The sequence below is a fragment of the Streptomyces sp. NBC_00386 genome (assembly GCF_036063235.1).
Classification (GTDB): Bacteria; Actinomycetota; Actinomycetes; order Streptomycetales; family Streptomycetaceae; genus Streptomyces.
In genome coordinates this window covers 4,143,189-4,167,788 of sequence record NZ_CP107950.1, presented here as the reverse complement: position 1 = coordinate 4,167,788, position 24,600 = coordinate 4,143,189, and the positions used below count along the sequence as shown (strand labels likewise).

Here is a 24,600-nt window from a genome sequence, read left to right as displayed (position 1 = left end):
GCCGACGGCGGTCGTTCAGGGGCTTCGACGTCCTCGCCGCAGCCTGGCAGACCGACCGGCGTGCCTGACCGACCGCAGTCCGGACGGGACCGTAAATGACCGACAGCACCTCACACCCCCTCGCCGTCTACCGCCTGCTTCCGGGCATGGGTGAGTTCCGGACACTGCTCCTCGGCGCTTCCCTCAGAAAACTCGTCCGCCGGCAGATCACCGGGTCCGCGACGGATCTGCCGTCCTCGTTCAGCGGCTCGTGGGACGGCAACCCCGGCTGGCGCAAGGGCGAGTTCCCGAGCGGCTATCCGGGCGCTCCGATCCTGAGCCGACGTGTCGCGGACCTGCTCGCCGCGGACCTGTCGGAATCGGGACCCTTCGTGCCGGTCGTCATCGAAGCAGCCGATCCGGCCTTCCCCGCTGACGCCGACGGCTCGGACGACTACGTCCTCCACCTCGTGGAGCAGGTCGTCGACTGCCTGGACACACGCCGGTCGTCCAAGCCGAAGAGGACCACCGGCGAGATCACCAAGGCCGTCTTCCGCGCGGAGGCCCTGCCCGTGGGGCTCGCCGCGTTCCGGGTCCCCGAGTTTCGCGGCGGCGTCTACTGGAACGCTTGGGCCGTCGACCGCCTGACCGGACTGCTAGGGGACGACGTCGAGGCCCGCCTGGTCTGGTCGGAGGACCCGGCCGCCAGGCCTCATCCCAGTCCCTGGGGGTTCTGAGTCCCGTCCTGGGTCCGGCCCTTCTCCCGCCCTGTCCGTGAGCACCTCGTGCAGGCATCGTGCACGGTCCGTGACGGAAGTCCCGGACCATGGCGGTGATTCGCTGGCGCACAGGCGACGGACCGGCCGACTGGCGGGCCCAACACGGAACCGGACGACTGTCGTTGCGCGTCGATAACGTCGAGTCGGGTGCGCTTCAGGGGCCTTGGAGCTCCTTGAGGGGCTTATGCGCGGCTGATACGGTGCCATGGCTTGACACTCGCTCCAGCGCCGGCCGTCCGGCCAGGTCGCACGGTACGTCCCGTAAAGGGACTCGGGAGTGAAGTGTCCTACTTGGCGCATGAATTGACAGACATTTTCTTGGGTGTACGGGGAGCGGTCGCGTGAGGATCCAAGAGCGTACGGGGGCGGGCAACAACCGTTCCGCCACGTCGGCTCACCCGGCGATGGGCGAGCGTCTCCCCACCCCGCCTCGCGAGCGCAAACCCGCGTTGGCCGCCCTCGCGGTGCTCCTCGTCCTCGTCGGCGCGCTCGGCGCCACCATGCTGGTGCTGCGCGCCGGTGACCGGGTCGAGGTCGTGAAGGTGACGAGCGACATCCAGGCCGGTGAGTCGGTCGGCGATCACGCGACCTCCGTCCTGGTCGCGGACGATCCCTCCATCCACTACGTCCCGTGGGAGCAGGTCGGACAGCTCAAGAAGCTCAAGGCCAAGTCCCCGATCTACAAGGGGACCGTGGTCATCGGCGAGATGTTCGCCTCAGGCTCCGCGCTTCCCGACGGCAAGGCCTCCGTGGGCGTCTCCCTCAAGGAGGGCCAGTACCCCGCGGGCATCAAGTCCGGTGACACGGTGGCCGTCTACCGCGTCGGCGACACCGGAACCAGCGGCAGCCGCTCGTCGGGTTCGTCCAACTCCTCCGGTTCCGGCTCGTCGAGCGCGGACGCCGCGCCCATCGTCGAGCAGGCGAAGGTCATTTCGGTCAAGAACGACACGGACAGCACGATCAGCAGCACCAACCTGCCCGTCACCCTGATGGTGGACAACGGCCAGGCGGCCTCCGTCACCGCCGCGGCCTCGGCGGGCCAGGTCGCCCTCGTCATCGTTCCCGGCAACTAGAGGCGAGTGAGTAGACAGACATGGCGCTCATCGTCCTCGCCGCAGACAAGGGTTCCCCCGGAGTCACCACCGCGGCGGTGGCACTCTCCGCGGTCTGGCCCCGCAGGGTCCTGCTCGCCGAGACCGACCCCGCCGGCGGCGACCTCGTGTACCGGAGCGCGGCGGCCCACGGCGGCCCGCTGAACCCGAACACCGGCCTGCTGTCGATCGCGGCGACCGCCCGGCGCGGCCTCGTCCCCGACCAGCTGTGGGACCACGTCCAGCCGCTGAGCGGTGGACTCGACGTCCTCGTCGGACTCGGGATCGCCGAGCAGGCCGCCGGTCTCGCCGGGCTCTGGCCCACCCTGGGCAGGGCGTTCGCGCAGCTCGCCGACTCCCCGGACGCGCCCGCCGACGTCATCGCCGACTGCGGCCGGATCAGCGGGGACACCCCGGCGGCCGAGCTGTTCCCGCACGCCGCCCTGGTGCTCCTGGTCTCCCGCACCGAGCCCGAGGCCATCGCCCGCGTCCGCGACCGTGCCGCCGCCCTGACCGCCAAGCTGCACGGCGGACCGCGAGGCGCCGGCGGACTCGCCACCCCGTTCATCGGCGTCGTCCTCGTCGCCGACCCGGGCGACTCCGCCAAGCTCGTCCACCAGGTCAACGACATGCTCGTGGCGGCCCAGACCGGAGCCCGCGTCGTGGGCACCATCGCCGACGACCCGGCGGGCGCCGCCCAGCTGGCCGGCCGCCGGCGAGGCCGCCTCGACAAGTCGCTGCTCATCCGCTCGGCCCGCAAGGTCACCGCGGATCTGTACCAGCAGTACGGCGCCGCGTGGTCCGTACCCGCCGACGGGCCCGGTGCCCCGCACGGACAGCCCGCCGCCGGAGCCGGCCGATGACCGCCGTCGACCATCAGCTGGTCAAGCGGTTCCGGCAGGACGCCGGTGACCGCATCTCCGAACAGCGCCGCGAGGACCAGGTCCGCGGTGTCACCCCGATGTCCGGCGAGGACGAACGGCACTACGCGCGCGCCGTCATCGCCCAGATACTCGAGGACCACGCCCGCACCGAGATCAACCTCGGCCGGACCCCGCTCGACGCGGAGACCGAGGAGCAGTACGCGGCCGCCGTCCACGCCGCGCTCTTCGGCGTGGGCCGTCTCCAGCCGCTGCTCGACGACCCGGAAGTCGAGAACATCGACATCAACGGGTACGACGAGGTCTTCATCGGCTATGCCGACGGCCGGGAGACGAAGGGGGATCCCGTCGCCGAGACCGACGAGGAACTCATCGAGCTGATCCAGGTCCTCGGCGCGTACTCGGGTCTGTCCTCCCGGCCCTTCGACTCCGCGAACCCGCAGCTCGACCTGCGGCTGCCGGACGGTTCCCGGCTCTCCGCCGTCATGGACGTGACCCGCCGGCCGGCCCTGTCGATCCGCCGCGCGCGCCTCGGCAAAGTCTTCATGTCCGACCTCGTGGGCAACGGCACCCTGACCCCCGAGGTCGCCCACTTCCTCGCTTGCGCCGTCCGGGCCCGCAAGAACATCATGATCGCGGGCGCCACCAACGCCGGCAAGACGACCCTGCTGCGCGCACTCGCCAACGAGATCCCGCCGTACGAGCGGCTCATCACCGTCGAGCGCGCACTGGAACTCGGCCTCGACACGTTTGCCGAACTGCACCCGAACGTGGTGGCCTTCGAGGAGCGCCTGCCCAACTCCGAGGGCCAGGGCGCCATCACCATGGCCGAACTGGTGCGCCGTTCGCTGCGCATGAACCCCTCGCGCGTCATCGTCGGCGAGGTCCTCGGCGACGAGATCGTCACGATGCTCAACGCGATGTCGCAGGGCAACGACGGCTCGCTCTCCACGATCCACGCGAACAGCTCCAGCGAGGTCTTCAACCGCATCTCCACGTACGCGCTCCAGGCGACCGAGCGGCTGCCCATCGAGGCCAGCCAGATGCTCATCGCGGGCGCCGTGAACTTCGTGGTCTTCGTCCAGCGGCGCAACGACTTCGAGTCCGGGGGCCGCCTCCAGCGCATGGTGACCTCCGTGCGCGAGGTCAACGGCGTCGACGGACGGGTGCTGTCCAGCGAGGTGTTCGCCGAGGCCCCGGACGGCCGGATCGTCCCGCACGCGCCCATCGCCTGCCTCGACGACCTCATCGCGCAGGGCTACCGGCTGCCCGGCAGCGGGAATTGGTGACGACGATGACCCAGGACATGACGACGACGGCCGCGGCCGTGCCGCACCTGGCCACGGCCGCGACGCCGGTCAGGCCCTCGGGCACGACATCGCTCGCCGCCCTCGACTCGCTCGGCTCCATGGGCGGACTGTTCTCCCTGCCCGTCCTGTACGCCCTCGGGTGCGGGATCGCCGTCGGCGGCGGCCTCGCGCTGTTCGCCGTCGCCGTGCGTGGACTGCCCGCCAAGCCCGAACACGAGAAGCACAAGGCGAGCGAGCGCGCGGACGAGCTGATCCGGTTCGCCGGACAGCGCGGCTCGATCGCCGCGATCGCCGGCCTTGTCGTCCTCCTCCTCACCCGCTGGGCCGTCGCCGGTATCGCGGCCGGCATCCTCGTCTTCTTCTGGGACAAGCTCTTCGGCGGCGCCTCCGAGGAACGGGCCGCGATGCGCCGGGTGGAGGCGCTGGCGTCCTGGACCGAGTCGCTGCGCGACACCATCGCGGGCGCGGTCGGCCTCGAACAGGCCATCCCGGCCTCGGCACGCGCCTCCGCCCCCGTACTGCGCCCGCATCTCGACGCGCTGGTGGACCGGCTGCGTTCCCGGACACCGCTGCCCGAGGCCCTCCAGCAACTGGCCGACGAGATCGACGACGCGTCCGCCGACATCATCGTGGCCGCGCTCATCCTCAACGCGCGGCTGCGCGGTCCCGGTCTGCGCCAAGTACTGGGCGCGCTGGCCAAGTCGGCGCGTGAGGAGGTCGACATGCGGCAGCGCGTGATGGCCCAGCGCGCCTCGACCCGCCGTTCCGTGCAGATCGTCGTCGCGGTGTCCATCGCCTTCGTCCTCGGACTGTCGATCTTCAACCGTGAGTTCGTCGAGCCGTACGGCACCGCGGTCGGCCAGCTCGTCCTCACGTGTGTCTGCGGCCTGTTCGGCCTCGGCTTCTGGTGGCTGCGCAAGCTGTCCACGATCGAGACGCCGGAGCGGTTCCTGGTACGGGACGAGTCGTCCGTGCGGTTCGTGCGGCCCCGTACACCGGTTTCCGGGGATGAGGCGGTACGCCGATGAACCTGACCATGCCGATCCTGATCGGCGCCGTCCTGGGCCTGGGCGTCTACACCCTCGTCCGCGCGCTGATGCCGTCGAAGCGCAGCGCGGTCGCGCAGGTCGCCCGTATCGACGCGATGCGGGCCCGCGGGGCGGCGTACGAGTCCGCGCACCACGGACAGCAGGACAGCGGACGCCTCGGCAGCGTGCGCGCCCAGGTCGGCGCCCGCGTCGCCGAGCTGTATCTCCAGCAGGGCTGGGAGCAGCGCTCGCTGCGCGCCGACCTCGCGGTCCTGGACCGGAGCTGGGAGCGGTTCCTGGCGACGAAGGTGCTGCTGGCCGCGGCCGGTGTCTTCTTCGGCCCGTTCCTCTTCGCCGTCGTCTGGACGCTCGGCGTCGGCCGCAGTCCGATCATCCCGGTCTGGCTCGCGCTGCTCTTCGCGATCGTCTTCTTCTTCCTCCCCGATGTGGAGGTACGGCGGGACGCGGTGGCCAAGCGGCGCGATCTGCGGCGCGTGATCGGCGCGTATCTGGACCTGGTGTCGATGAGCCTGGCCGGCGGGCGCGGTCTGCCCGAGGCGCTGATGGCCGCCGCCGAGATCTCCGACGGCTGGGCCACCCAGCGCATCCGCAACGCGCTCGCCGACGCCCGGATCACCGGCATCAGCCAGTGGCAGGCGCTCGGCTCGCTCGGCGAGGAACTCGGCGTCGAGGAGCTGAAGGACCTGTCGGCCTCCCTGGCGCTGGTCGCGGACGACGGCGCCAAGGTGCGGGAGTCGCTCGCCTCGCGTGCCGAGACGATGCGCCACCGCGAGCTTTCCGAGATCGAGGGCAGCGCGGGCGAGAAGTCGCAATCGATGCTCGTCGCCCAACTGCTGCTGTGCGCGGGCTTCCTGGTCTTCCTGATCTTCCCGGCGGCGATGCGTGTGTTCCAGGTCTGATCGTCCACCGTGCCCGAAGGGCCACCAGTCGGTCACCACTATTCTTCGAGAGGACAACTCACCATGAACGGACGGAACTTCAGTACCGGGATCCCGGGGGTGGACTTCCTGATCACCTTCCTCCAGGGCCGGGTGCAGCGTGCCCGCTCCGGCGAACTCGACCGGGGCGCGTCCGCGGTCGAGTGGGTCATCATCTCCGCCGTCGTCGTCGCCATCGTCGGCGTGGTCGCCGCGATCATCAACACCGCGCTGAGCGACGGCGCCAACAAGGTCGGCAACTGCATCAAGGGCGCCGACGCCGGCAAGACCTGCTGAGTTCCGGGGATGCGAGTGCGCGAACGTCGAGGGGTACGCCGCTGGGTGCGCCGCAGGGTGGAGGCAGCCTCCGCCCGCGGTGACTCCGGCATGACCGCGATCGAGTTCGTGCTGCTCACTCCGGTGCTCTTCTTCATGATCTTCGCGACGGTGCAGTTCGCGCTGTACTTCTTCGCGGACCATGTCGCCCAGGCGGCGGCCCAGGCGGGCGCCCGCAAGGCCCGCGCCACCGCGGACGCGCAGCCCGGCGGGTGGCGCGGCGAGGCGGGTGACGTCGTCGACAGCTACATCCGCCAGCTCGGCCCGAATCTGGTGCTGTCCCCGGACGTGACGATGCTCCAGCCGGAGCCGGACACCGTGGGGGTCGAGATCACGGGGAGGGTCCCCTCGGTCTTCCCGGGCCTGAACCTGACCGTGCACGCGCAGTCGTCGGGGCCGGTGGAGAGGTTCGTGAAGGAGGAAGGGCCGTGACGGGACCGAAGGCCCTGCTCGCCGCGCTCCCGGACCGTGTGTCCGGGTACCGGCGCGACCGGGGGCTGTCCACCATCGAGGTGGTCATCCTCGCGCCGGTGATGATCCTTTTCATTCTCGTCCTGGTGGCCTTCGGGCAGCTCGTCGACGGGCGCGGCGCGCTGGACGGCGCGGCCCGGGATGCCGCGCGGGCCGGTTCGATCCAGAAGGACCACGCGACGGCCATGGCCGAGGCGAGGAAGGCGGCCGAGGCCGACCTCGGGGACGTCTGCTCGGGTCCGGTGAACGTGACGCAGACCAGCACGGGCTTCGAGCCGGACACGCTCTTCACCGTCGAGGTGAGCTGCGAGGTACGGGGCCTCGCGATGATCGGCCTCGACGTGCCGACCACCCTGGAGGCCTCCTTCAGTTCCCCGCTGGACCCGTTCCGGAGGACGGCATGAAGCTGAACTCCGCCCTACGCGGCTGGGCCGTCGGGCGCCGGGAACGGCTCGACGACCGCGGCTCGGGCGCCGGCGCGGTCATCATCTTCGCGCTCGTCTTCCTGTCGCTCTCGGCCTTCGTCATCGACGGGGGCATGTCCATCTCCAAGCGGGAGAGGGCCGCGGACATCGCCGAGCAGGCGGCCCGTTTCGCCGCCCAGGACATCGACCTCGAATCCCTCTACGAGAACGAGAACGGCCCGGCGCCCATCAACTTCGAGAACTGCGGCGCGCGGGTGAAGGCGTTCGCCCGGGAGATGGGCATGTCCGGCGCCGACATCGCGGCCACCCACTGCGTGACCGCCGACGCCGATCAGGTGGAGGTCGAGGTCCAGCTCACCTACTCGCCGGTCTTCACCGGCATGTTCTACGGCGGTGACGTGACCGTCCACGGGCGGGCCGTGGCGGAGAACGAGGTGGGCTGAGACGGGCGGGAGCCGTCCTGGTGGCACGGTCGGCCGGTACACCGCTCAGCCCGCTCAGCCCGCTCAGCCCACTCAGTCCACGGCGATCCCGAGATCCCGCGTCAGGATCTCCAGCAGCCGTGTCTCGGGCACGGCCGGAACCCGGTACCGGGCCTTCCTGACGTGCGTGAGGAAATCCCGGGGCAGGGTGACGTGGTACGTGCCGAGGTAGTACGGCAGATCCTGACGCCACAGCCAGGTCCCGTCCGTGAAGAGCGAACCGACGCCGGACAGGACGGGGGCCTCCGGGTCCAGGACGTCGGGTCCGGCGCTCATCTCGGCCCAGATCCCGGCACCCCGTCCGAGATAGCCGATGATCTCCGCCTCGTCCGGCTCACCGGCGGGATGGACGGACTCCCGCAGAAGCCCGTCCAGGGGGAGCCCCCACCCAGGCCCGAGCTCGGAAAAGAACCCCACGGTCCGGATCACCCCGGCACCTCCGTCACGGTTGGGCCCTCGGGCTACTTCGCCCCGTCCTGCTTCTCCGTCTTCACGCCCTCGGAGACGTCCTTGGCCAGTTTGTCGTCGAGCTTCTTGAACTCGCGGACCACGGCGTCGGACATCTCCGCGAGGGCGTCGAGGGCCTGGCCGATGTCCTCGCGGCCGTCCTCCCAGCCGGATTCGAAGTCGTCCAGGGCGTCGTAGACGGTGTGATCGCCCAGGTCGTCCCTGTACGACTCGAAGAGCTTCTTGGTGTGGTTCAGCCGGGTCTTGATGTCCCGCAGCCGCCCGCCGTAGTCCTCCAGCTCGCTCAGCGGGAGCGCGAGGTCGCTCTTGCCGCCACCACCCATGCCGGTTCCCCCTCCTGGAGTCCTGAAGTCCCGGTCAGACGAACCGGAACGTGCCGGTCACCGCGTCGAAGATGTCGTGGAACGCCTCGGCCAGGTCGAGCACCGGGCTGGCTCCGGAGACGAGAACGACCTGGTCGGTGGTTCCCGGGACCGGAATGTACGTCTGGGTCAGCACCATACGAAGGGTACGGGTGTCGCCCTGGGCGACGGGTAAGTCCTCCACGCCGAACGTCCGGGCGGCAACGCCGACTCGGGCGGGAGGTGGAGCTTGCGGTCAAGGACGGACGCCTTCCTTCAGGTAGCCCGGTGCGATCCGTCCGGGGCCGGCAGCCAGTCCAGCAGATCCTCGGACCGGGCGGGGGGATCGGCGTCCGTGGTGAGGGACACAGGCAGGCCGAGCTGGGCAGCGCGCGCCAGCGCATGAGAGGAGAGGAAGGTCCGCGAACCGCTCCGCACGTGGCCGCTCAGGTCCAACCGCGCGGAGTGTCCCCGGCGGCGGATGCCCTGGATCTCTTCCAGAGCGGGGGAAATGAGCGCGACCAGTTCGTCGACGAGCCCGTCGAATCCCCGCTCCGGCGCACCGGTCACCTGGAGTGCCCAGCATCCCTCACCGGGCCGGAACGGCGCGTCGCGCGTCGCCTCCCTGGAGAACGTGGGAGTGATGCCCAACTCGGCCGTGACGTTCCGCGGTTCCAGGTTCCGCCCGGTGATGAGCAGGGCGGCTCGGGGGGTGCCCCATGAAGAGAAGAGTTCCATGCGGATCCTCACCGTTCGCCGACGCTGGTGGTGACCGTGACGGGCACGCGGAGAGCGGCCGCCTTCCTGACGACCTCGGGAGCCAGGACCAGCGTGGCCCCGCGGCCGACGAATCCGAAGAGGTCGAGGTGGATGTCGTAGCCCTGTGAAGTCAGTTCGGCCAGCGAGGAGGAGCGGGGCTCGACCATGTCCATGAGGGTGCGGAGCTGATCACTCAGTCCTCCCGGCAGTCTGTCGTGCACCTGGAGTGCCCACAGTCCGCCCTGGGGCGGTGACACCCGATCGCGGTGAGCGCTTCCCGGCCTGCGGACCGACGTCGGAGCAAGAGAGACGGTCCGGGTCACGAGATCGACGTCCAGGTCCTGCTTGCGGACGACCAGCGTCACCGCGGTCTCGACCCACGGGCCTTCCTTGTACGTGTACTCGATCACGCGTCCTCTTCGCCGAAGGTGACGGGGGTGTACGTCTTCGCGTGGGCGGCGAGGAAGGTTCGGGCTTCCTCGGGCAGCGGCAGGGGCGCCACGGCTACGTAGTCGATGAGCCTCTTCGGCGCGTAGTAGTCGCGGAAACGGTATTTCACGCGGGCCAGTTCAGCCGCGTCGGCGTACCGGTGCGCCACTCCGAGGGACTCCAGAAGTTCGGAAAGCCCATACCTGCCGACCTTGTCTCCAAGGTCGACGGGAAGCCGGTATCGGGTCACCTCGGAAGCCGAGACCGGAAGCTCGTCCGAGCCGATGGCCCGGAGCTGGGGAAGGCCGAAGCCGAACCACGGGCCGGTCTTCTTCACGAGCATCCAGCGATCGGACATCCGGCTCTGGAAAATGTCGCACTCGTCTCCCGAGAAGACAGGGCGCATGCTCAGGCCCATCCTTGTCAACGGCGGGTGCGACGCTTCCAGGCCGGGGATCTCTTCGTGTCCGGCCTGAACGAGGTGGACGAACTCCGCGTGGAACTCGCCACGTTCGTCTGATTGCTCAAGGCAGGAGAAGTGGAGATTGCCGTCGAGGAAGGACGGAGAATCGGACCAGGGATCCCGAACCAGGCGGTATCCGATGATCTCTCCACACCGGCCGTCGATCGGGGGAGCCGGATCACCGCAGATCCGGCAGCGATTGCTGTAGTCCATGGGGCTCCTGACGGCGGTCGGCTTGGCGGGAGGTGAGGGAAGCCGGGGTCGGCCTCACACGTCGAAGGTCCGGTCGTCGACGAGTTCGCCGCTCTCCGACCACTTCTTGATCGATCTCACCATTCCGCGCGCGCCGTATTCCTTCTGGAGGGCCGGCCGGCCGTTCTGGTGCCAGCCCCGCCAGCGGCCGTACGGAATTCCTCGCCGGCATTGACCTTCCGCTCTGCCCGCTCCATCCGCATACCATTCGCGGCTGGGACCGTCCTCCAGGCCTTCGGTATAGGTGGTCATGGCGACCACCTGACCCGTCCGGGGATTCTTCTCGACGGTCTCTCCGGTGAACAGTCGACCCTGATAGGTCAGGGACTGGTCGATTCCCATGTCCAGTTCGGGGTCGTCGACGTCGATGCGCATCAGTAAGACCGAGGCCGGCAGGGGTTATCGCCGGGGTTGGGTGACCGTTCCGGTGCGTATGGCCTGGAGGAGGTGGCCGACGGGGGCGGGCGTGGTGGTGAGCACGGTGCCGGGGGCGTCGGATTCTCGGAGGTGGAGCGCGACGGGGGTGGAGGCGAGCTCGACGCAGGCGTTGCCTTCGCCGCCGCCGGAGAAGGAGGACTTCTGCCAGGTGTAGGGGGTGCTCATGCCGTGCCTCACAGTTCTTTTGTCAGCTGGTGGATGAAGTCGCGTGATCGCTCGGGCTCGAACGACACACTCTTCACCTTACGGAACAGCGTTCTGAGACGTCCGAGTTGAGCTTCCGCATCGATGAACGCCGTGCCGTACGGCGCGTCCCGAACGAAGGTGTCCAGGCGGGGCACGGTGCCGCCCATGTGGACCATGGCGCTCCCGGCGCCGGCGAACCCGTCCAGGTCGTACGGAATGACGCGTACCGTCACGTGGTCGGCTTCGGACAGGTCCAGAATTCTTCCGAGCTGGACCCGAGTCGCCGTGCGGTCGCCGACTCTGATCCTGAGTGCTGACTCGTGGATCACCGTTTCGTAGGGAATCATCCTCGGCCCGTCCAGGACCGCGCGACGTCGCATCCTGTGTTCCACCCATGACTCCAACTGATCTGTGCGCAGTTCGGGAGTTGTGAACGAGAACAGGGCGCGGGCGTAGTCCTCCGTCTGGAGGAGCCCGGGTACGTGAAGGAAATCGACGTCGCGACGGAAGGTGGCGTGGTGCTCCAGCTCCGCGAGGTCCAGGAAGGGAGAGGGGAGGCTTCCTCGATACTCCTCCCACCATCCGCGCGTGCGGTCCGTGGCCAGCTTTGCCAAGCCGTCGATCAGGGCCTCGTCGAGACAGGCGTAGTGGGCGGCCAGGCGGCGGAGGCGCGCTTCGCTGACGCCCGACAGCCCTGACTCGATGTGCGTCATCTGGGACGAGTTCACTCCGAGGAGTGCGGCTGTCTCCCGTGCCGTCATGCCTGCCGATTCGCGCAGCCTGCGCAACTCCGTGCCCAGGCGCAGCTGTCTGGCGGTGGGGTGGCTCCGCAGCGGCATCAACGGCTCCTTCTCTGCAACTTGGCGCTCTGGGTGCCTCGTTCGGGTGTCAGGCTACGGCAACGGCTTGCGCTACCTCAAATTAGAGGTCTACCGTCGGTGATGCGAACGTCACTCTGCGATACCCCGGGACCCCGGAAGCGCACCACTCCGTCCTGCCGTGACGGCTGTGACACTGCCACCGCCCGGAATCGCCGGCCCTGATCGACTCCCCCTCCCACGAACGGAGTTCACGCATGCCTGAATCCGAGCCCTGGAACTACACCCTGTACATCCCGCAGGACACCCGGGCGGTGACCGTCTGCCGTCGTACCGTCCGCCTGGTCCTGACCCTGCACGGGCTGATCCGTCTCGTGGACGTCGCCGAGCTGATGGCGGCGGAGCTGGTCTCCAACGCCGTACGGCACACGAAGGGGCCGGCGGCCCTGCGGCTGCACTGGCGGGACGGGGTGCTGCGGATCGGCGCCTGGGACGCGAGCCCGGTGCCGCCGCCGTACGACGTGGAGGTGGCCTCCGGTGAGGAGGAGACGGGCCGGGGGCTGTTCCTCGTGCGGGCCTGCGCCGACGACTGGGGCTGGCACCCTCTGCGCCAGGGCGGCGACATCGGCAAGTACGTGTGGTGCGATCTGGTGGCGGCGTAGGTGCGACGCGGGCTTTCGGAGCCCTCGCGAACGCGTGGACGTGGACCCCGGCCCGAACCGGGGGGCTTCTCGGTGGCACGGTGGGGCCGCCGAGATGCTCTGATAATATTGATCTCGAGCTGGTCGGCGGAAGTCGCACAGGCCGGTCACGCGTTGGTGGTCCAAGGAAAGACGCCCCGCTTCCTGCGGGGAAATGCAGGTGCAAGGCCTGCCCGGCGCTCCACGAAGACCCTGTCCCGAATCCTCGGGGCAGGGTCTTTTTTTTCGTCCGGACACCGGCACCGGCACCGGTGTCCGGACCCACCCCGGGAGCGTCCCGCAGATGCTGTGAAGGATGTGAGGGTCCGACGGGGGTGACGGGCCCCGGGGCGGGACGGCAACTCGGCTGTCCCGGGTGGTTGGTGACGAAACGGGCGGGCGGTCGTCAATGCCGTCTGCCCGACCTTCGACACCCTCCCTAGACTCTCAGTAGGCTCGGGCCACCCCCCGAACTCACGCCCTCACCAAACGACCCCAGGACACCCGCCATGGCGCGACGCACCAACTCCAGTTCGACGGGCGGCTCGCCGGGTCCGAGGAATCGGACGCCGCAGCCCCTGCCCCGGCGTCGTCGGACGTTCGGGGACTTCGTGAAGGCGTTCGGGGCGTTCGTCGCCCTGCTGGTGCTGCTCGTCGGCGTGCCCGGCGCGCTGGTGGTCGCCGTGGGCTGGCCGCTGCCGCACGGGGCGCCCTCGGTGGACTGGCTCCAGCAGGAGATCACCGTCGGCACGTTCATCCACGTGCTGACGGTCCTCGTGTGGCTTGCGTGGGCGCAGTTCACCGCGTGCGTCCTCGTCGAGATGAAGGCCGCGCTGTCGGGCGTCGGGCTGCCGAACCGCGTACCGGGCGCCGGGGCGAGCCAGTTGCTGGCCCGTCAGCTCGTCGCGGCACTCCTGCTCGTCGGCGCCGCCGCCGCGAGCTTCACCCCGGGACTCTCCCAGCTCGGCCAGAGCCTGGAAGGCAGCCGGCACGGCTCCGTCGCCGCCGCCCAGCAGACCCCGGGCGGGCTGTTCGGGCAGCAGCAGGAGCGGGCCGCCGCCGAAGCGGCCGCGGCCGTCGCCGAGCAGGCCGCCGACGCCGCGTCCCAGGCCGCGTCGCGGCCGGACGGCGGCACCTCCGCCCGGCACGGCGACACGAAGTACTACCGGATCCAGCCGCCCGAGGGCCGTCACCACGACTCGCTCTGGGAGGTCGCGCAGCGCCACCTCGGCGACGGGCGCCGGTACAAGGAGATCTACGAGCTCAACAAGGACCGTACGCAGCCCGACGGGTCCAAGCTGTCCGAGGCCAGCCTCATCCGGCCCGGCTGGATCATGGAGATGCCCGGCGACGCCCACGGCGGCGAGCTCGTCGAGATGCCGGACGCCGAGCCCGGGATCCCGGAGCAGGCCCGGCAGCCGATCCAGCAGCAGATCCACGACTACGCGAAGACCGGCGATCACCAGCAGGCCGGCGGCCGGCAGGACAGCGGTGCCGACCGGGGAGACCGGGACACCGCGCACTTCCGCGTGCCCCAGCAGCGGGCCGGCGGCGACCACGGCCAGGAGCGTGAGCGCGCCGCCTCCGACGAAGCCGCCGCGGACTCGCGCGACGGACAGAGCTCGCAGCCGGCCGCCGCGGAGAGCGGGCCCGCCTTCGGGCTGCCCGAGGCACTCGTCGGCGCGCCCCTCCTCGCCGCGGGCCTCCTCGGCGCCCTCGGCCGGCGCCGCCGTCAGGCCCTGTGGCAGTCGGCGCTCGGTGCCGTCCGCGGACACCGGGGCATGGAGCCGCCGGTTCCCACCGGATCCGCCCAGGACGCCCAGGACGCGCTGCTCGTCGGCGCCGACCCCGACGGCGTACGCCTCCTCGATCTGTCGCTGCGCGGACTCGCGGCCGCACTCGCCGCCGAGTCCCGCCCGTTGCCGACCGTCTACGCGGCCTGGCTCGGCGGCGACGGCGATCTGCACCTCCAGCTCGCCCAGCCGGCCGGAAAGCCGCCCGCGCCGTGGCAGCTCGGCCAGGACCAGACGTTCTGGATGCTGGCACGCGCCGACGCCGAGCGGTACGAGGAGACCGACACCGCCGCCCCGTACCCCGGCCTCGTCAGCCTCGGCACCATGGACGACTCGCGGCTGCTGCTCAACCTGGAGGCCGTGCCCGGCATCGTCTCCCTGAGCGGAAGCGCGACCGACCGCGCGGCCGTCTTCGCCTCCGTCGCCGCCGAACTGGCCACCAACGGCTGGTCGGACCGCATGACGATCACGCTCGTCGGTTTCGGCGAGGACCTGACGCCGCTCGCGCCCAACCGGCTGCGCCACCTCGACGACATCGAGGCGCTCGTCGAGACCATGGAGGCCGAGACCCGGCAGCGGCGCGGCGCGCTGGGTGCCGCCGGACACGACTCCGTGCTCACCGGCCGTACCGGGCCCGCCCAGCACACCCGTTGGGCCCCGCACCTCGTCCTCCTCGCCACCGAGCCGTCCCCCGTCGACGCCCTCAGGCTCGCCGAACTGGCCGCCGATGCAGGACGGTTGGGCATCGGCTATCTCGTCGGCACCGAGAGCGGCGAACTGCCGGGTGCGGCCTGGGAGATGGAGATCACCCGCGAGGGCAAGCTGCTCGCTCCGCTCCTCGGACTCGAACTCGACGCGCAGATGCTGCCGGTGGCCCAGCAGCGGGCGGTCGTGGAACTCTTCGTCGAGGCGGACCCGGAGGGCGGACCCGACGGGCCGACCAGTTCCCCGCCGTTCCTCGTCGACATCAGCGAACAGGGGCGGCCCGCCGTGTACGCGCGGCTCGTGGGCCCGTACGAGATCATCGGCCTGGAGACGCCCGAGGGCGAACGCAGCCCGCTGCTGCACGAGGCGCTGGCGCTGCTCCTGCTGCACCGCGAAGGCGTGCACCCGCGCGTGCTGTCCTCCGCGCTGTGGCCGCGCGGTGTCACCGAGGACGTGCGGGACGCGCTCGTCGAGCGGCTGCGCGACTGGCTCGGCACCGACCCCGACGGCACCCCCCGTCTCGGCGCCGACGCGACCGGGCGGCTCACGCTCGCCAAGTCCGTCGTCTCCGACCTGGACGTGCTGCGCTCCCTCTACCACGAGGCGACGCAGGGCAAGGGCGTCAACAGCCGTGTGGTGCGCGGGCGGTTGCTCACCGACGCCCTCGTCCTCGTCCGCGGTCCGCTGCTCGCCGACCGCCCCGAGGGACGTTACGGCTGGCTCACCCACGAGATCATCGACGCCCAACTGCCGCTGCTCGTGGCGGACATCGGCCTCGCGCTCTCCGCGTTCCATCTGGAGAAGGACCGGGCGGAGAAGGCGATCGAGGCGCTGAACGCGTCGATGAACTCGGCGCCGACGGACGAACGGCTGTGGAACGAACTGCTGCGCGCGACGCACGCGACGGGGGACGAGGACAAGGTGAAGCGGCTCGCTGCGGACCTGGTGGCCCGCAGCGGGGCGCGGGGGCTGCCGCCCCGCACCGAGGCGCTGCTCGACGAACTGCTGCCGGCCTGGCGGAGCGGCACGGCCGCGGTGAGCTGACCCCACCGACCCGGCCGCCGGATCCGTATCGAGGCGGCCCGCCGACGGTACGGGTTCCGCGGCTGTCGTGGCCGTCGCACCGGAGACACTCCGGAGTCACACTTCCTGGGGGGAACGCGTGGATCTCGACCTCTGGCTCGTCGCCGTCGCCGCACTCTGGGGCGCGGCGGCGGGGCTCCTGGTGCCCCGGCCCGCGTACCGCTTCGCCGTCGACCCCGACGAACCGTGGCGGGACCGCTGTCCCGAAGGGCAGCCGATCACCGGGGCCGCGCGCGGATGGCTGGGGCTCGCCCGCTCGCCGGGCGGAACCCGTTACGGCCCCGGCGTCCTCCTCGTCGCTCCGGTCACCGCCCTGCTCTGCGCCGGGCTCGCCGCCGCGACCGGTACGCGCCCGGAGCTGGGCGTCTGGCTGCTGCTCACGCCGCTCGGCGTCCTGCTCGCCGTGGTGGACTTCCGGGTGCAGCGGCTGCCGGACGCGCTGACCCTGCCGCTCGCGGCGGCGGCGCTCGTGCTGCTCGGGGCGGCCGCCGCGCTGCCCGAGCACGCGGGGGACTGGCCGACCGCGCTGTTCGGGGCGCTCGCGCTCGGGGGCGGGTACTTCGTGCTCTTCCTCGTCAACCCGAACGGCATGGGCTTCGGCGACGTGAAACTCGCCCTCGGTCTCGGCGCGGTGCTCGGCTGGTACGGGTGGAGCGTGGTCGTCCTCGGGACCTTCGCCGGGTTCCTGTTCGGCGCGCTGTACGGGACGGCGCTGGTGATCGCGCGGCGCGCGGGGCGCAAGACGTCGATCCCGTTCGGCCCCTTCCTGATCGCGGGGGCGTACGTGGGGCTGCTGATCGGGGCTTACGCGGCCTGACGCCGGCCGGAGCGGTCGGTTCGCGTGGCCGAAGCCGCACGGCCGAACGGCCCCGGCGTGCCGGGCCGGTCGAGTGGGCCTGGCCTCGGTCGGCGCGGCGGGCCGGCGGGCCTGACGTCGGCCGCTGCGGCGGGCTGGCGTAGGGTGGTCGGGTCTGTCCACAACCCTTACGAAAGGGACGCTCCCGGTGACCGAGAAGGCCGACCTTCAGTCCGTGCTGGACCGTGCCGCCGAGGGTGGGCGGATCACTCCGGAAGAGGCGCTCGTCCTCTACCGCGACGCCCCGCTGCACGCGCTCGGCGCGGCCGCCGACGCCGTACGCCGCCGCAGGTACGCGGGTACCGAGCACATCGCGACGTACATCATCGAGCGCAACATCAACTACACGAACGTGTGCGTCACGGCGTGCAAGTTCTGCGCGTTCTACGCTGCCCCCAAGGACACCGCCAAGGGCTGGACGCGCGACCTCGACGACATCCTGCGCCGCTGCGCCGAGACCGTCGAACTGGGCGGCACCCAGATCATGTTCCAGGGCGGGCACCACCCGGACTACGGCGTCGAGTACTACGAGAAGCACTTCGCCGCGATCAAGGGCGCGTACCCCGAGCTGGTCATCCACTCCCTCGGCGCGTCCGAGGTCGAGCACATGGCCCGTATCTCCAAGGTGAGCGTGGAGGAGGCCATCCAGCGGATCCACGCGGCCGGTCTCGACTCGTTCGCGGGCGCGGGCGCCGAACTGCTCCCCGCCCGTCCGCGCAAGGCGATCGCCCCGCTCAAGGAGTCCGGCGAGCGGTGGCTGGAGATCATGGAGATCTCGCACGGGCTGGGCGTCGAGTCGACGTCCACCATGCTGATGGGCACCGGCGAGACCAACGCCGAGCGCATCGAGCACCTGCGGATGATCCGTGACGTACAGGACCGGACGGGCGGCTTCCGCGCCTTCATCCCGTACACCTACCAGCCCGAGAACAACCACCTGAAGGGCCGCACGCAGGCGACGCTCTTCGAGTACCTGCGGATGATCGCGATCGCCCGCCTGTTCCTCGACAACGTGGCGCACATCCAGGGCTCCTGGCTGACCACCGGCAAGGAGGTCGGACAGCTCTCCCTGCATTACGGCGCGGACGACCTCGGCTCGATCATGCTGGAGGAGAACGTCGTCTCCTCCGCCGGTGCGAAGCACCGCTCCAACCGCATGGAGATCATCGACCTCATCCGCAAGGCGGGCCGCGTCCCCGCGCAGCGGACCACGACGTACGAGCACATCGTCGTCCACGACGACCCGGCGAACGACCCGGTCGACGAGCGCGTGATGTCCCACATCTCCTCCACGGCGATCGAGGGCGGCACAGCGCACCCCGAGCTGAAGCTGCTGGCCTCCAACTAGCCGCGCCGTGCTGACACTTCACGTAGCCGAGCAGTCGGCCGGGACCTCGGTCCTGGTCGACGGGGCAGCCGTCGCCGCCGTCGGCCCGTACGAGGAACTGGCCGCCGACCGTCCGGACGCGAAGGTGCGGCGCTGGCCCGGCATCCTGACGCCGGGGCTGCTCAACCCGTACGGCCCGGAGCTCCTGGAAGGCATGTACCACCCGGACCCGCGCGAGGCCGAGGGCTTCGGCACCGAGCCCATCGGCGGGGAGCGGGCCAAGCGGATCTTCCGCGCCGATCCCGCACGCGTCGGCGCGAGCGCGCGGCGCGGGATCCAGCGGCTGCTGGCGCACGGCACGGTGGCGGTGGCCGGGGAGCTGCGGTCGCGAGCCGTGGTCGACGCGGTGCGCAGGGCCGGTCTCGCGGTGGGTCGGCGGCCGGACCGGCTCGCGGGGCCGGCGTCGCTGTCCCCGACCCCGCTGATCATGCTGCCGGGGCTCGCGCCGGGCGGTCCCGCCCGGTTCGCCGTGTTCGACGTGGCGGACCGCGCCGAACTGGTCCGGCTCGGTCCGGGAACCTGCGTGGCGACCGTGATCGGCGGGCGGCTGGTGTACCGGAGCCGCTGATCACGGCACGTGCCGCCGGCTCAGCCCGCGAACGCCTTCGCGAACGCCCCCGCACTCTGCCGCACGCCGCTGCAGTCGGTCGCCGCGTCGCCCGCCGTGGCGCTGCCCTTCTCGCACTGCCGGTCCCGGAACGTCGACCACATCGACACCCAGGCCACCCCCTTCTTCTCGGCGAACTCCCGTACCTGCGCCGCGTCCGAGAGTCCGAACGTCTCGTTGTCCACGTCGTTGACGCCGATCATCGAGGTGAGCGCGAGCCCCTGCCAGGCGTCGGTGGCCGACAGTCCGAACACCTTCTTCAGCTGCTCGTGGGCCGCTTCGGCGGACGTGATCGCGTAGTCACCCATGTCGTCGGCGTACGAACTGCCGTAGTTCATGGTCATGATGTTGACCGTGGAGACGTCCACCGAGTGGTCGTTGGCTGACTCCAGGAGGGCCAGGCCGTCGGCGTCGAGGCCCGACGGCATCACGGGCAGGGTGAAGGACACCGTCAGTCCGGGACGCTTCTTCTGGAGCAGCGCGATGGCCTCGGAGCGCAGCGCGACCGAGTCGGAGTCGCTCAACTGGGCGCCCTCGACGTCGAAGTCCGCCTGGGTGGAGCCGGCCGCGTCCAGTGCCGCCCCGTAAGCGGCGGCGAGGTCGCTCGCGTTGTCGCACGTCGACGCCAACTCCTTGCCCGAGGCGCCTCCGAACGACACCCGCACCCGCGCGCCGGACTTCTTCAGCGCCGAGACCCGGGACTTCACGGCCGTGTCGCCGATCGCGTACATGCCGTCCCACTCCGGTGTGCAGCCGCCGCCGTCCGAGATCACGAAGGCCAGGTTGTACGTGGTCGGCGACCCCGCCGCATCGGTGTCGGCGGTGGTCGTGGCGCTCACGTAGGGGGCGTACGAGGTGGCCGACGACTTCGTCGTGCCCGGGTTCGGTGACGCCGCCGCGGCCGTCGTCCGCCCGGCTCCCGCGGACGCCGGGTCCGAGGCGCCGCCGCCCCCCGAGGAGCACCCCGCACAGGCCAGGGCCACCACGCAGACGACCCCCGCGGCCGGCCTCAGGAAACTCCGCATTCCGCACGCACCCACTCTCGTGATCTCTTGTGATCTCTCGCGACATCTTGTGGCGCCTTGTGATGTCCGTCTCAGGACAGAAACAAACGGTTGTTCCCCGACTGGAAATGTGTCACATCCGGAACGGAATGCGGAATGGAGACCGCGAAGGAGGATCGTGAGCGAATATGCCGACAAAGAGGGTGATTCGGGCTCTGGAAGGGTGCATATCTCCCATATTCATCAGGGCTGAGCTGTGCGGGCATTTCTCGATTCTCATAGAGAAAATACAGGTTGGGGCCTCTCTCATGGTTCGTTCATACGGAACTCGGAGTTTCTGACACATAAACGCGTCCTACCGTCTGGGGAATGCAATCCGAGTCCGCCGTCGAAAACCGTGCCCAGATGCGTGGCCGCCGCCGCAAACGCGGCAGCGGGGCCGAGGCCGGCCCCGTGTTCGTTGACAACTCCGGGCGCCGTGCCCGCCTGCTGAGCAGAGTCGGGATGCTCGTCTGCGTCGGCTGCCTCGGCTACGCCGTCGTGCTCGGCATGGCCTTCATGGGCTGGGGCACCTCGCTGACGCCTTCCTCGCTCCTCCCCTTCGACGGCGGCCGGGCCGGCTCCGCCCCCGACGGGGGCTACGGCGGACCGCGCGCCGGCACCGCCCCGAGCGGAGCGCCGGACGGAGCGCCCACCGGCACCCCGCCGTCGGGTCCGCCCACCGGGTCCACGCCCTCCTCCGCCTCCACGGCGACGGCCGGGGCGTCCTCCACCGCCACGACAACCGCCGGGGCTTCCGCCTCCACCGGCACCGAGTGACGGGGGCGCACCCACTCTCATGACCACGACGACACCGGCGCGCGGCCGTCGGCGGGCCCCCTCCAAGCTGGAGCGGGCCGCCGGGAAGGCCGCCGCGCTGCAGAAACCCCGTGTCATCCTCGCCCTGATGCTCCTGCTGGCGCTCATCAGCGTGATGCTGCTCGACGGCTATCTGCGCTCGGAGATCGGCAACGACGCCCGCGTGCGCGACGGCGCGGCCTACGACAAGGTCCCCCAGAAGATCCTCGACGGCGGGCCCATCCTGACGTTCACCGGCGGCACCGCGAAGACGCAGTCCGTGCCGAAGAAGACCATCGTGCTCACCTTCGACGACGGGCCGACCCCCAACTGGACGCCCGAAGTCCTGAAGGTCCTGAAGAAGAACGACGTCGACGCCACCTTCTTCCTGGTCGGCTCGATGGTCTCCCGCTACCCCGGCGTGGTGAAGAACATGGTGGACCAGGGCAACGAGGTCGGCATCCACACCTTCACCCACGTCGACCTCTCCTACCAGAGCACCGCGCGCCTCCAACGTGAGCTGAAGCAGACGCAGTTGGCCCTCGCGGGCGCGGCCGGCATCACCACCACGCTGTTCCGTGCCCCGTACTCGTCGGAGATCAGCGCCGTCGACAACTACAGCTGGCCCGTCTACAAGGAGCTCGGCGGCCTCGGCTACACCAGCGTCTTCGTCGACACCGACAGCGACGACTGGAAGAAGCCGGGCGTCTCGAAGATCGTGCAGTGGGCGACACCGAAGAAGAACCAGGGTGCCATCGTCCTCATGCACGACGCGGGCGGCGACCGCTCGCAGACGGTCGAGGCGCTCGACACGTACATCAAGAAGATGAAGGCGAAGGGCTACACCTTCACCACCGTCAGCGGCGCCCAGGCCGAACTGAACCGGTCGGCGTCCGGAGCCGCACCGGACCGGGGCGCCTCCGCGGCCGCTCCGAACCAGGGTGCGTCCGGGTCCGGCGGCACCTCCGCGGCCACCGGTCCGGCGGCGGGTGGCATCACGAGCGCCGCCGCGCAGGCGGGCCAGCGGAAGGCCGACGGCGCGACCCTCTACGAGGGCAGGGCACTCGTCTACGCCGTGGCGGTCGCCGAATGGGTCGTCCCGGCGCTGTCCTGGTTCCTCGTGGTCGTCGGCGTCGCCGTCATGGGCCGCTTCGGGATGATGCTGATCCTCGCCCGCCGTCACTACCGGCAGCGCAACCGCAAGCGCGGAGGCGGCCGGGGCGGGAAGTTCAGCTGGGGACCGACGGTCACCCGGCCCGTGACCGTGATCGTGCCCGCGTACAACGAGAAGGAATGCATCGCCAACACCCTGAAGTCGCTGGCGAGGAGCACGCATCCGATCGAGATCATCGTGGTCGACGACGGCTCCGACGACGACACGTCCGAGATCGCCGAGTCGCTCGGCATGCCGAACGTCCGGGTCATCCGGCAGGAGAACGCCGGCAAGCCCGCCGCCCTCAACAACGGCGTACGCAACGCCCGTCACGACATCGTCGTGATGATGGACGGCGACACCGTCTTCGAGCCGGACGCCGTGCACCAGCTCGTGCAGCCCTTCGCGGATCCGGAGATCGGGGCGGTCGCGGGCAACGCCAAGGTCGGCAACCGCGACACCGTGATCGGCGCCTGGCAGCACATCGAGTACGTGATGGGCTTCAACCTCGACCGCCGCATGTACGACCTGCTGCGCTGCATGCCCACCATCCCCGGCGCGATCGGCGCGTTCCGCCGGGACGCGGTGCTGGGGGTCGGCGGCATGAGCGAGGACACGCTCGCCGAGGACACCGACATCACCATCGCCATGCACCGCGCGGGATGGCGGGTCGTCTACCAGGAGCACGCCAAGGCCTGGACGGAGGCGCCCGGTTCGCTGAAACAGCTCTGGTCGCAGCGCTACCGCTGGTCGTACGGCACCATGCAGGCACTGTGGAAGCACCGCAAGTCCCTGACGGACAAGGGTCCTTCGGGCCGCTTCGGACGCGTGGGCATGCCGCTGGTGGTGCTCTTCCAGATCGTCACGCCGGTCTTCGCGCCGCTCATCGACGTGTTCACCCTGTACTCGATGATCTTCGTGGACTTCCGGGCCGCGCTGATCGCCTGGCTGGCCGTCCTCGCGGTCCAACTGGTCTGCGCGGCCTACGCGTTCCGGCTCGACCGGGAGAAGTACCGCTACCTCGCGATGCTGCCGCTCCAGCAACTCGCCTACCGCCAGATGATGTACCTGGTCCTGATCCACTCCTGCGTCACAGCCCTGACCGGCGGGCGGCTCCGCTGGCAGAAGCTCAAGCGCACGGGCGAGGTCGGAACCCCGGCGGGGGTGAGCTAGATGACCTGGGGCGCGGAACAGCAGGGCCAGGGGTACGAGGGCGAGTACGGATACGGGTACGGGCACAGCTCCGGGTACGACGGCGGGTACGGTCACGGCCCCGCGTACGGGTACGACGGCGGGTACGCCCACGATCCCGGGCAAGGGCTCCCGTACGACCGGACCCCGTCGTACGAGCAGCCGGTGGCGTACGGGCAGTCGGCTCCGTACGCGGAGCAGTGGCAGTACGTTCCCGAGCCGGAGGACCCCGTCTTGACGGAGACGGATACGGAGACCGCGGCGACGGCGGCGGAGGAGGCGGCGGCGGAGGAGGAGGCGGCGGCGGAGGCGGCGGCGACCGGGCCGGCCCCGGTCCCGTCCCCTTCCCGCAAGAAGGGAGCGGGGGGCGGCCGGGACCGGTACTTCGACGCCCTCCGCGCTGTCGCCCTGGTCCGTGTCGTCACCTATCACACCTTCGGCTGGGCCTGGGCCGGACTGGTCTTCCCGTCGATGGGCGTGATGTTCGCGCTCGCCGGCACGCTGATGGCCAAGTCCCTGGAGCGCCCCGCCCTCACCGTGGTCCGGAGCCGAATACGGCGCTTGCTGCCGCCGTTCTGGTTCTGGGGCCTCTTCGTCGTGGTGGCGATGCTGATCCACGGCTGGATGCCGGGCTGGCAGATAGTGTTCTGGGTCGTCCCGGTCGGCGACCCTCCGGGGAACCAGTGGGGCGTGCAGGCCTGGGAGATTCTCTGGTACCTGCGCACGTACCTCTGGTTCGTCCTGCTCTCCCCGCTGCTGCTGAAGATCTTCCGCAGGGCCCCGATCCCGGTGCTGCTCCTCTCGCTCGTCCCGGTCCTCGTCCTCCAGTACGGCCCCCACCTCCCGGACGGCCGCCTCGGCAGCGCCCTCACGGACCTCGCCACCTACCTCTTCTGCTGGCTCGTCGGCTTCGCCCACCGCGAGGGGGTGCTCCAGCGTCTGAAGCCGGCCGCGGTGGTCCTCGCCTCGGCGGCCGCGCTCGCGTACGGCGGCTGGTACGCCCTCGCGCACCGGTCGGAGTACGGCACGTACGACCTCGACGAGATCCCTCTAGCCCAGGCCTTCTGGTCGGCGGGCTTCGTGACGCCGCTGATGTACTTCAAGGCGTACTACGACGTCGACTTCGCCTGGCTGGCCCGCTTCAGGCGGCTCGACCGCACGGTGACGGTCTTCAACGGGCGGGCGGTGACGATCTACCTCTGGCACGAGATCGCGCTGATCCTGGCCGTCCCGCTGATCGACCAGTTCTGGAAGGTGCCGGCCTTCGAGAAATGGCTGCCCCTGGAGAGCCAGTGGTTCATGTTCGCCGTCGGCTGGGTGCTGATCTGGATCGCGATCCCTCTGTTCGGCTGGGTCGAGGACGTGGCCGCCCGGAAACGACCCCGGCTGCTGCCGTAGCGGCTCGAACCTCATCATCACCGCGCCGTTCA

At 70.4% G+C, this 24,600-nt stretch carries 27 protein-coding genes and 1 pseudogene; 18 read left to right on the top strand and 10 right to left on the bottom strand.

Translation table 11 applies throughout. From position 1 onward, the window contains the following. Positions 1-95: 95 nt before the first annotated feature. The 10 genes from OG780_RS18230 to OG780_RS18185 all read left to right on the top strand — a co-directional run bounded on the left by OG780_RS18230 (position 96) and on the right by OG780_RS18185 (position 7,681). Complete coding sequence (locus OG780_RS18230) at positions 96-716, top strand: hypothetical protein (RefSeq protein ID WP_328449497.1); 621 nt, start codon at positions 96-98, stop codon at positions 714-716. 383 nt (positions 717-1,099) lie between these two features. Further along, on the top strand, positions 1,100-1,831 hold the full coding sequence (locus tag OG780_RS18225; RefSeq protein WP_328449495.1) for an RcpC/CpaB family pilus assembly protein: 732 nt from the start codon (positions 1,100-1,102) through the stop codon (positions 1,829-1,831). Positions 1,832-1,851: 20 nt separating this feature from the next. Beyond that, positions 1,852-2,712 (top strand): hypothetical protein, encoded by an 861-nt coding sequence (locus tag OG780_RS18220; RefSeq protein ID WP_328449493.1) that lies wholly within the window; start codon positions 1,852-1,854, stop codon positions 2,710-2,712. Continuing rightward, positions 2,709-4,019 carry a CpaF family protein gene (locus OG780_RS18215; RefSeq protein ID WP_328449491.1) on the top strand — a complete coding sequence of 437 codons (1,311 nt, stop codon included), beginning with the start codon at positions 2,709-2,711 and terminating at the stop codon, positions 4,017-4,019. Before OG780_RS18220 ends, OG780_RS18215 begins: the two co-directional genes overlap by 4 nt. Positions 4,020-4,138: 119 nt before the next feature. After that, on the top strand, positions 4,139-5,068 hold the full coding sequence (locus tag OG780_RS18210; protein ID WP_328458215.1) for a type II secretion system F family protein: 930 nt from the start codon (positions 4,139-4,141) through the stop codon (positions 5,066-5,068). After that, on the top strand, positions 5,065-5,988 hold the full coding sequence (locus OG780_RS18205; RefSeq protein WP_328449489.1) for a type II secretion system F family protein: 924 nt from the start codon (positions 5,065-5,067) through the stop codon (positions 5,986-5,988). The genes OG780_RS18210 and OG780_RS18205 overlap by 4 nt, the downstream gene beginning before the upstream one ends. A 63-nt stretch (positions 5,989-6,051) precedes the next feature. Continuing rightward, on the top strand, positions 6,052-6,303 hold the full coding sequence (locus tag OG780_RS18200; protein WP_328449487.1) for a hypothetical protein: 252 nt from the start codon (positions 6,052-6,054) through the stop codon (positions 6,301-6,303). Between the two features lie 9 nt (positions 6,304-6,312). Then, the gene (locus tag OG780_RS18195; RefSeq protein WP_328449485.1) at positions 6,313-6,774 is read left to right on the top strand and encodes a TadE family protein; all 462 of its coding nucleotides are present in this window, start codon (positions 6,313-6,315) and stop codon (positions 6,772-6,774) included. After that, the gene (locus tag OG780_RS18190; protein ID WP_392964220.1) at positions 6,771-7,217 is read left to right on the top strand and encodes a TadE/TadG family type IV pilus assembly protein; all 447 of its coding nucleotides are present in this window, start codon (positions 6,771-6,773) and stop codon (positions 7,215-7,217) included. The genes OG780_RS18195 and OG780_RS18190 overlap by 4 nt, the downstream gene beginning before the upstream one ends. Beyond that, entirely contained in the window at positions 7,214-7,681 is a 468-nt protein-coding gene (locus OG780_RS18185) for a pilus assembly protein TadG-related protein (protein WP_328449483.1), read from the top strand. The genes OG780_RS18190 and OG780_RS18185 overlap by 4 nt, the downstream gene beginning before the upstream one ends. 72 nt (positions 7,682-7,753) lie before the next feature. Here OG780_RS18185 and OG780_RS18180 read toward each other — a convergent pair whose 3' ends face one another. The 9 genes and pseudogenes from OG780_RS18180 to OG780_RS18140 all read right to left on the bottom strand — a co-directional run bounded on the left by OG780_RS18180 (position 7,754) and on the right by OG780_RS18140 (position 11,895). Then, positions 7,754-8,137, bottom strand: coding sequence for a hypothetical protein (locus tag OG780_RS18180; RefSeq protein ID WP_328449481.1), 384 nt, complete (start codon positions 8,135-8,137; stop codon positions 7,754-7,756). A gap of 44 nt (positions 8,138-8,181) precedes the next feature. Beyond that, the gene (locus OG780_RS18175) at positions 8,182-8,511 is read right to left on the bottom strand and encodes a hypothetical protein (RefSeq protein WP_328449479.1); all 330 of its coding nucleotides are present in this window, start codon (positions 8,509-8,511) and stop codon (positions 8,182-8,184) included. Positions 8,512-8,545: 34 nt separating this feature from the next. Then, a pseudogene (locus OG780_RS18170) lies at positions 8,546-8,761 on the bottom strand (hypothetical protein); the annotation flags it as partial. A gap of 44 nt (positions 8,762-8,805) precedes the next feature. Continuing rightward, positions 8,806-9,267: a DUF4279 domain-containing protein gene (locus OG780_RS18165; protein ID WP_328449477.1), complete on the bottom strand. Its 462-nt coding sequence runs from the start codon at positions 9,265-9,267 to the stop codon at positions 8,806-8,808. A gap of 8 nt (positions 9,268-9,275) precedes the next feature. Next, positions 9,276-9,698 carry a DUF4279 domain-containing protein gene (locus OG780_RS18160; protein ID WP_328449475.1) on the bottom strand — a complete coding sequence of 141 codons (423 nt, stop codon included), beginning with the start codon at positions 9,696-9,698 and terminating at the stop codon, positions 9,276-9,278. Beyond that, positions 9,695-10,393, bottom strand: a complete 699-nt coding sequence (locus OG780_RS18155) for a hypothetical protein (RefSeq protein ID WP_328449473.1) — start codon at positions 10,391-10,393, stop codon at positions 9,695-9,697. Before OG780_RS18155 ends, OG780_RS18160 begins: the two co-directional genes overlap by 4 nt. Before the next feature lie 54 nt (positions 10,394-10,447). After that, complete coding sequence (locus OG780_RS18150) at positions 10,448-10,807, bottom strand: toxin-antitoxin system YwqK family antitoxin (RefSeq protein WP_328449471.1); 360 nt, start codon at positions 10,805-10,807, stop codon at positions 10,448-10,450. Between the two features lie 24 nt (positions 10,808-10,831). Beyond that, on the bottom strand, positions 10,832-11,035 hold the full coding sequence (locus OG780_RS18145; RefSeq protein ID WP_328449469.1) for a DUF397 domain-containing protein: 204 nt from the start codon (positions 11,033-11,035) through the stop codon (positions 10,832-10,834). A gap of 8 nt (positions 11,036-11,043) precedes the next feature. After that, a complete protein-coding gene (locus OG780_RS18140) occupies positions 11,044-11,895 on the bottom strand; it encodes a helix-turn-helix domain-containing protein (protein ID WP_328449466.1) in 852 nt (283 codons plus the stop codon). A 236-nt stretch (positions 11,896-12,131) separates the two neighbouring features. Between OG780_RS18140 and OG780_RS18135 the strand changes: the two genes are divergently transcribed. The 5 genes from OG780_RS18135 (at position 12,132) to OG780_RS18115 (ending at position 18,946) form a co-directional block, all read left to right on the top strand. Beyond that, the gene (locus tag OG780_RS18135) at positions 12,132-12,536 is read left to right on the top strand and encodes an ATP-binding protein (protein ID WP_328449464.1); all 405 of its coding nucleotides are present in this window, start codon (positions 12,132-12,134) and stop codon (positions 12,534-12,536) included. Positions 12,537-13,063: 527 nt separating this feature from the next. Continuing rightward, positions 13,064-16,096: a BTAD domain-containing putative transcriptional regulator gene (locus OG780_RS18130; protein ID WP_328449462.1), complete on the top strand. Its 3,033-nt coding sequence runs from the start codon at positions 13,064-13,066 to the stop codon at positions 16,094-16,096. Positions 16,097-16,214: 118 nt separating this feature from the next. Then, positions 16,215-16,952, top strand: coding sequence for a prepilin peptidase (locus OG780_RS18125; RefSeq protein WP_328449460.1), 738 nt, complete (start codon positions 16,215-16,217; stop codon positions 16,950-16,952). A 187-nt stretch (positions 16,953-17,139) separates the two neighbouring features. Beyond that, positions 17,140-18,339 carry a cyclic dehypoxanthinyl futalosine synthase gene (gene mqnC / locus OG780_RS18120; protein ID WP_328449458.1) on the top strand — a complete coding sequence of 400 codons (1,200 nt, stop codon included), beginning with the start codon at positions 17,140-17,142 and terminating at the stop codon, positions 18,337-18,339. Positions 18,340-18,346: 7 nt separating this feature from the next. Then, positions 18,347-18,946, top strand: coding sequence for a hypothetical protein (locus tag OG780_RS18115; RefSeq protein ID WP_328449456.1), 600 nt, complete (start codon positions 18,347-18,349; stop codon positions 18,944-18,946). A gap of 20 nt (positions 18,947-18,966) precedes the next feature. On the opposite strand, the gene OG780_RS18110 is transcribed toward OG780_RS18115, so the two are convergent. Continuing rightward, positions 18,967-20,010 (bottom strand): chitinase, encoded by a 1,044-nt coding sequence (locus tag OG780_RS18110; protein WP_328449454.1) that lies wholly within the window; start codon positions 20,008-20,010, stop codon positions 18,967-18,969. Positions 20,011-20,358: 348 nt separating this feature from the next. On the opposite strand from OG780_RS18110, the gene OG780_RS18105 reads away from it, so the two are divergent. From OG780_RS18105 to OG780_RS18095, 3 genes are read left to right on the top strand one after another with little or no spacing between them, the layout of a single operon-like run. Continuing rightward, positions 20,359-20,808 carry a hypothetical protein gene (locus OG780_RS18105; RefSeq protein ID WP_328449452.1) on the top strand — a complete coding sequence of 150 codons (450 nt, stop codon included), beginning with the start codon at positions 20,359-20,361 and terminating at the stop codon, positions 20,806-20,808. A gap of 19 nt (positions 20,809-20,827) precedes the next feature. Continuing rightward, entirely contained in the window at positions 20,828-23,152 is a 2,325-nt protein-coding gene (locus tag OG780_RS18100; RefSeq protein WP_328449450.1) for a bifunctional polysaccharide deacetylase/glycosyltransferase family 2 protein, read from the top strand. After that, complete coding sequence (locus OG780_RS18095) at positions 23,153-24,568, top strand: acyltransferase family protein (protein WP_328449448.1); 1,416 nt, start codon at positions 23,153-23,155, stop codon at positions 24,566-24,568. Positions 24,569-24,600: the final 32 nt, after the last annotated feature.

Excerpts from the sequence above, each read along its gene's own strand:
- OG780_RS18230 (WP_328449497.1), top strand. The coding sequence starts at position 96 with ATGACCGACAGCACCTCACACCCCCTCGCCGTCTACCGCCTGCTTCCG.
- OG780_RS18220 (WP_328449493.1), top strand. The coding sequence starts at position 1,852 with ATGGCGCTCATCGTCCTCGCCGCAGACAAGGGTTCCCCCGGAGTCACC.
- OG780_RS18215 (WP_328449491.1), top strand. The coding sequence starts at position 2,709 with ATGACCGCCGTCGACCATCAGCTGGTCAAGCGGTTCCGGCAGGACGCC.
- OG780_RS18210 (WP_328458215.1), top strand. The coding sequence starts at position 4,139 with ATGGGCGGACTGTTCTCCCTGCCCGTCCTGTACGCCCTCGGGTGCGGG.
- OG780_RS18205 (WP_328449489.1), top strand. The coding sequence starts at position 5,065 with ATGAACCTGACCATGCCGATCCTGATCGGCGCCGTCCTGGGCCTGGGC.
- OG780_RS18200 (WP_328449487.1), top strand. The coding sequence starts at position 6,052 with ATGAACGGACGGAACTTCAGTACCGGGATCCCGGGGGTGGACTTCCTG.
- OG780_RS18195 (WP_328449485.1), top strand. The coding sequence starts at position 6,313 with ATGCGAGTGCGCGAACGTCGAGGGGTACGCCGCTGGGTGCGCCGCAGG.
- OG780_RS18185 (WP_328449483.1), top strand. The coding sequence starts at position 7,214 with ATGAAGCTGAACTCCGCCCTACGCGGCTGGGCCGTCGGGCGCCGGGAA.
- OG780_RS18175 (WP_328449479.1), bottom strand. The coding sequence starts at position 8,511 with ATGGGTGGTGGCGGCAAGAGCGACCTCGCGCTCCCGCTGAGCGAGCTG.
- OG780_RS18165 (WP_328449477.1), bottom strand. The coding sequence starts at position 9,267 with ATGGAACTCTTCTCTTCATGGGGCACCCCCCGAGCCGCCCTGCTCATC.
- OG780_RS18155 (WP_328449473.1), bottom strand. The coding sequence starts at position 10,393 with ATGGACTACAGCAATCGCTGCCGGATCTGCGGTGATCCGGCTCCCCCG.
- OG780_RS18150 (WP_328449471.1), bottom strand. The coding sequence starts at position 10,807 with ATGCGCATCGACGTCGACGACCCCGAACTGGACATGGGAATCGACCAG.
- OG780_RS18145 (WP_328449469.1), bottom strand. The coding sequence starts at position 11,035 with ATGAGCACCCCCTACACCTGGCAGAAGTCCTCCTTCTCCGGCGGCGGC.
- OG780_RS18140 (WP_328449466.1), bottom strand. The coding sequence starts at position 11,895 with ATGCCGCTGCGGAGCCACCCCACCGCCAGACAGCTGCGCCTGGGCACG.
- OG780_RS18135 (WP_328449464.1), top strand. The coding sequence starts at position 12,132 with ATGCCTGAATCCGAGCCCTGGAACTACACCCTGTACATCCCGCAGGAC.
- OG780_RS18130 (WP_328449462.1), top strand. The coding sequence starts at position 13,064 with ATGGCGCGACGCACCAACTCCAGTTCGACGGGCGGCTCGCCGGGTCCG.
- OG780_RS18110 (WP_328449454.1), bottom strand. The coding sequence starts at position 20,010 with ATGCGGAGTTTCCTGAGGCCGGCCGCGGGGGTCGTCTGCGTGGTGGCC.
- OG780_RS18105 (WP_328449452.1), top strand. The coding sequence starts at position 20,359 with ATGCAATCCGAGTCCGCCGTCGAAAACCGTGCCCAGATGCGTGGCCGC.
- OG780_RS18100 (WP_328449450.1), top strand. The coding sequence starts at position 20,828 with ATGACCACGACGACACCGGCGCGCGGCCGTCGGCGGGCCCCCTCCAAG.
- OG780_RS18095 (WP_328449448.1), top strand. The coding sequence starts at position 23,153 with ATGACCTGGGGCGCGGAACAGCAGGGCCAGGGGTACGAGGGCGAGTAC.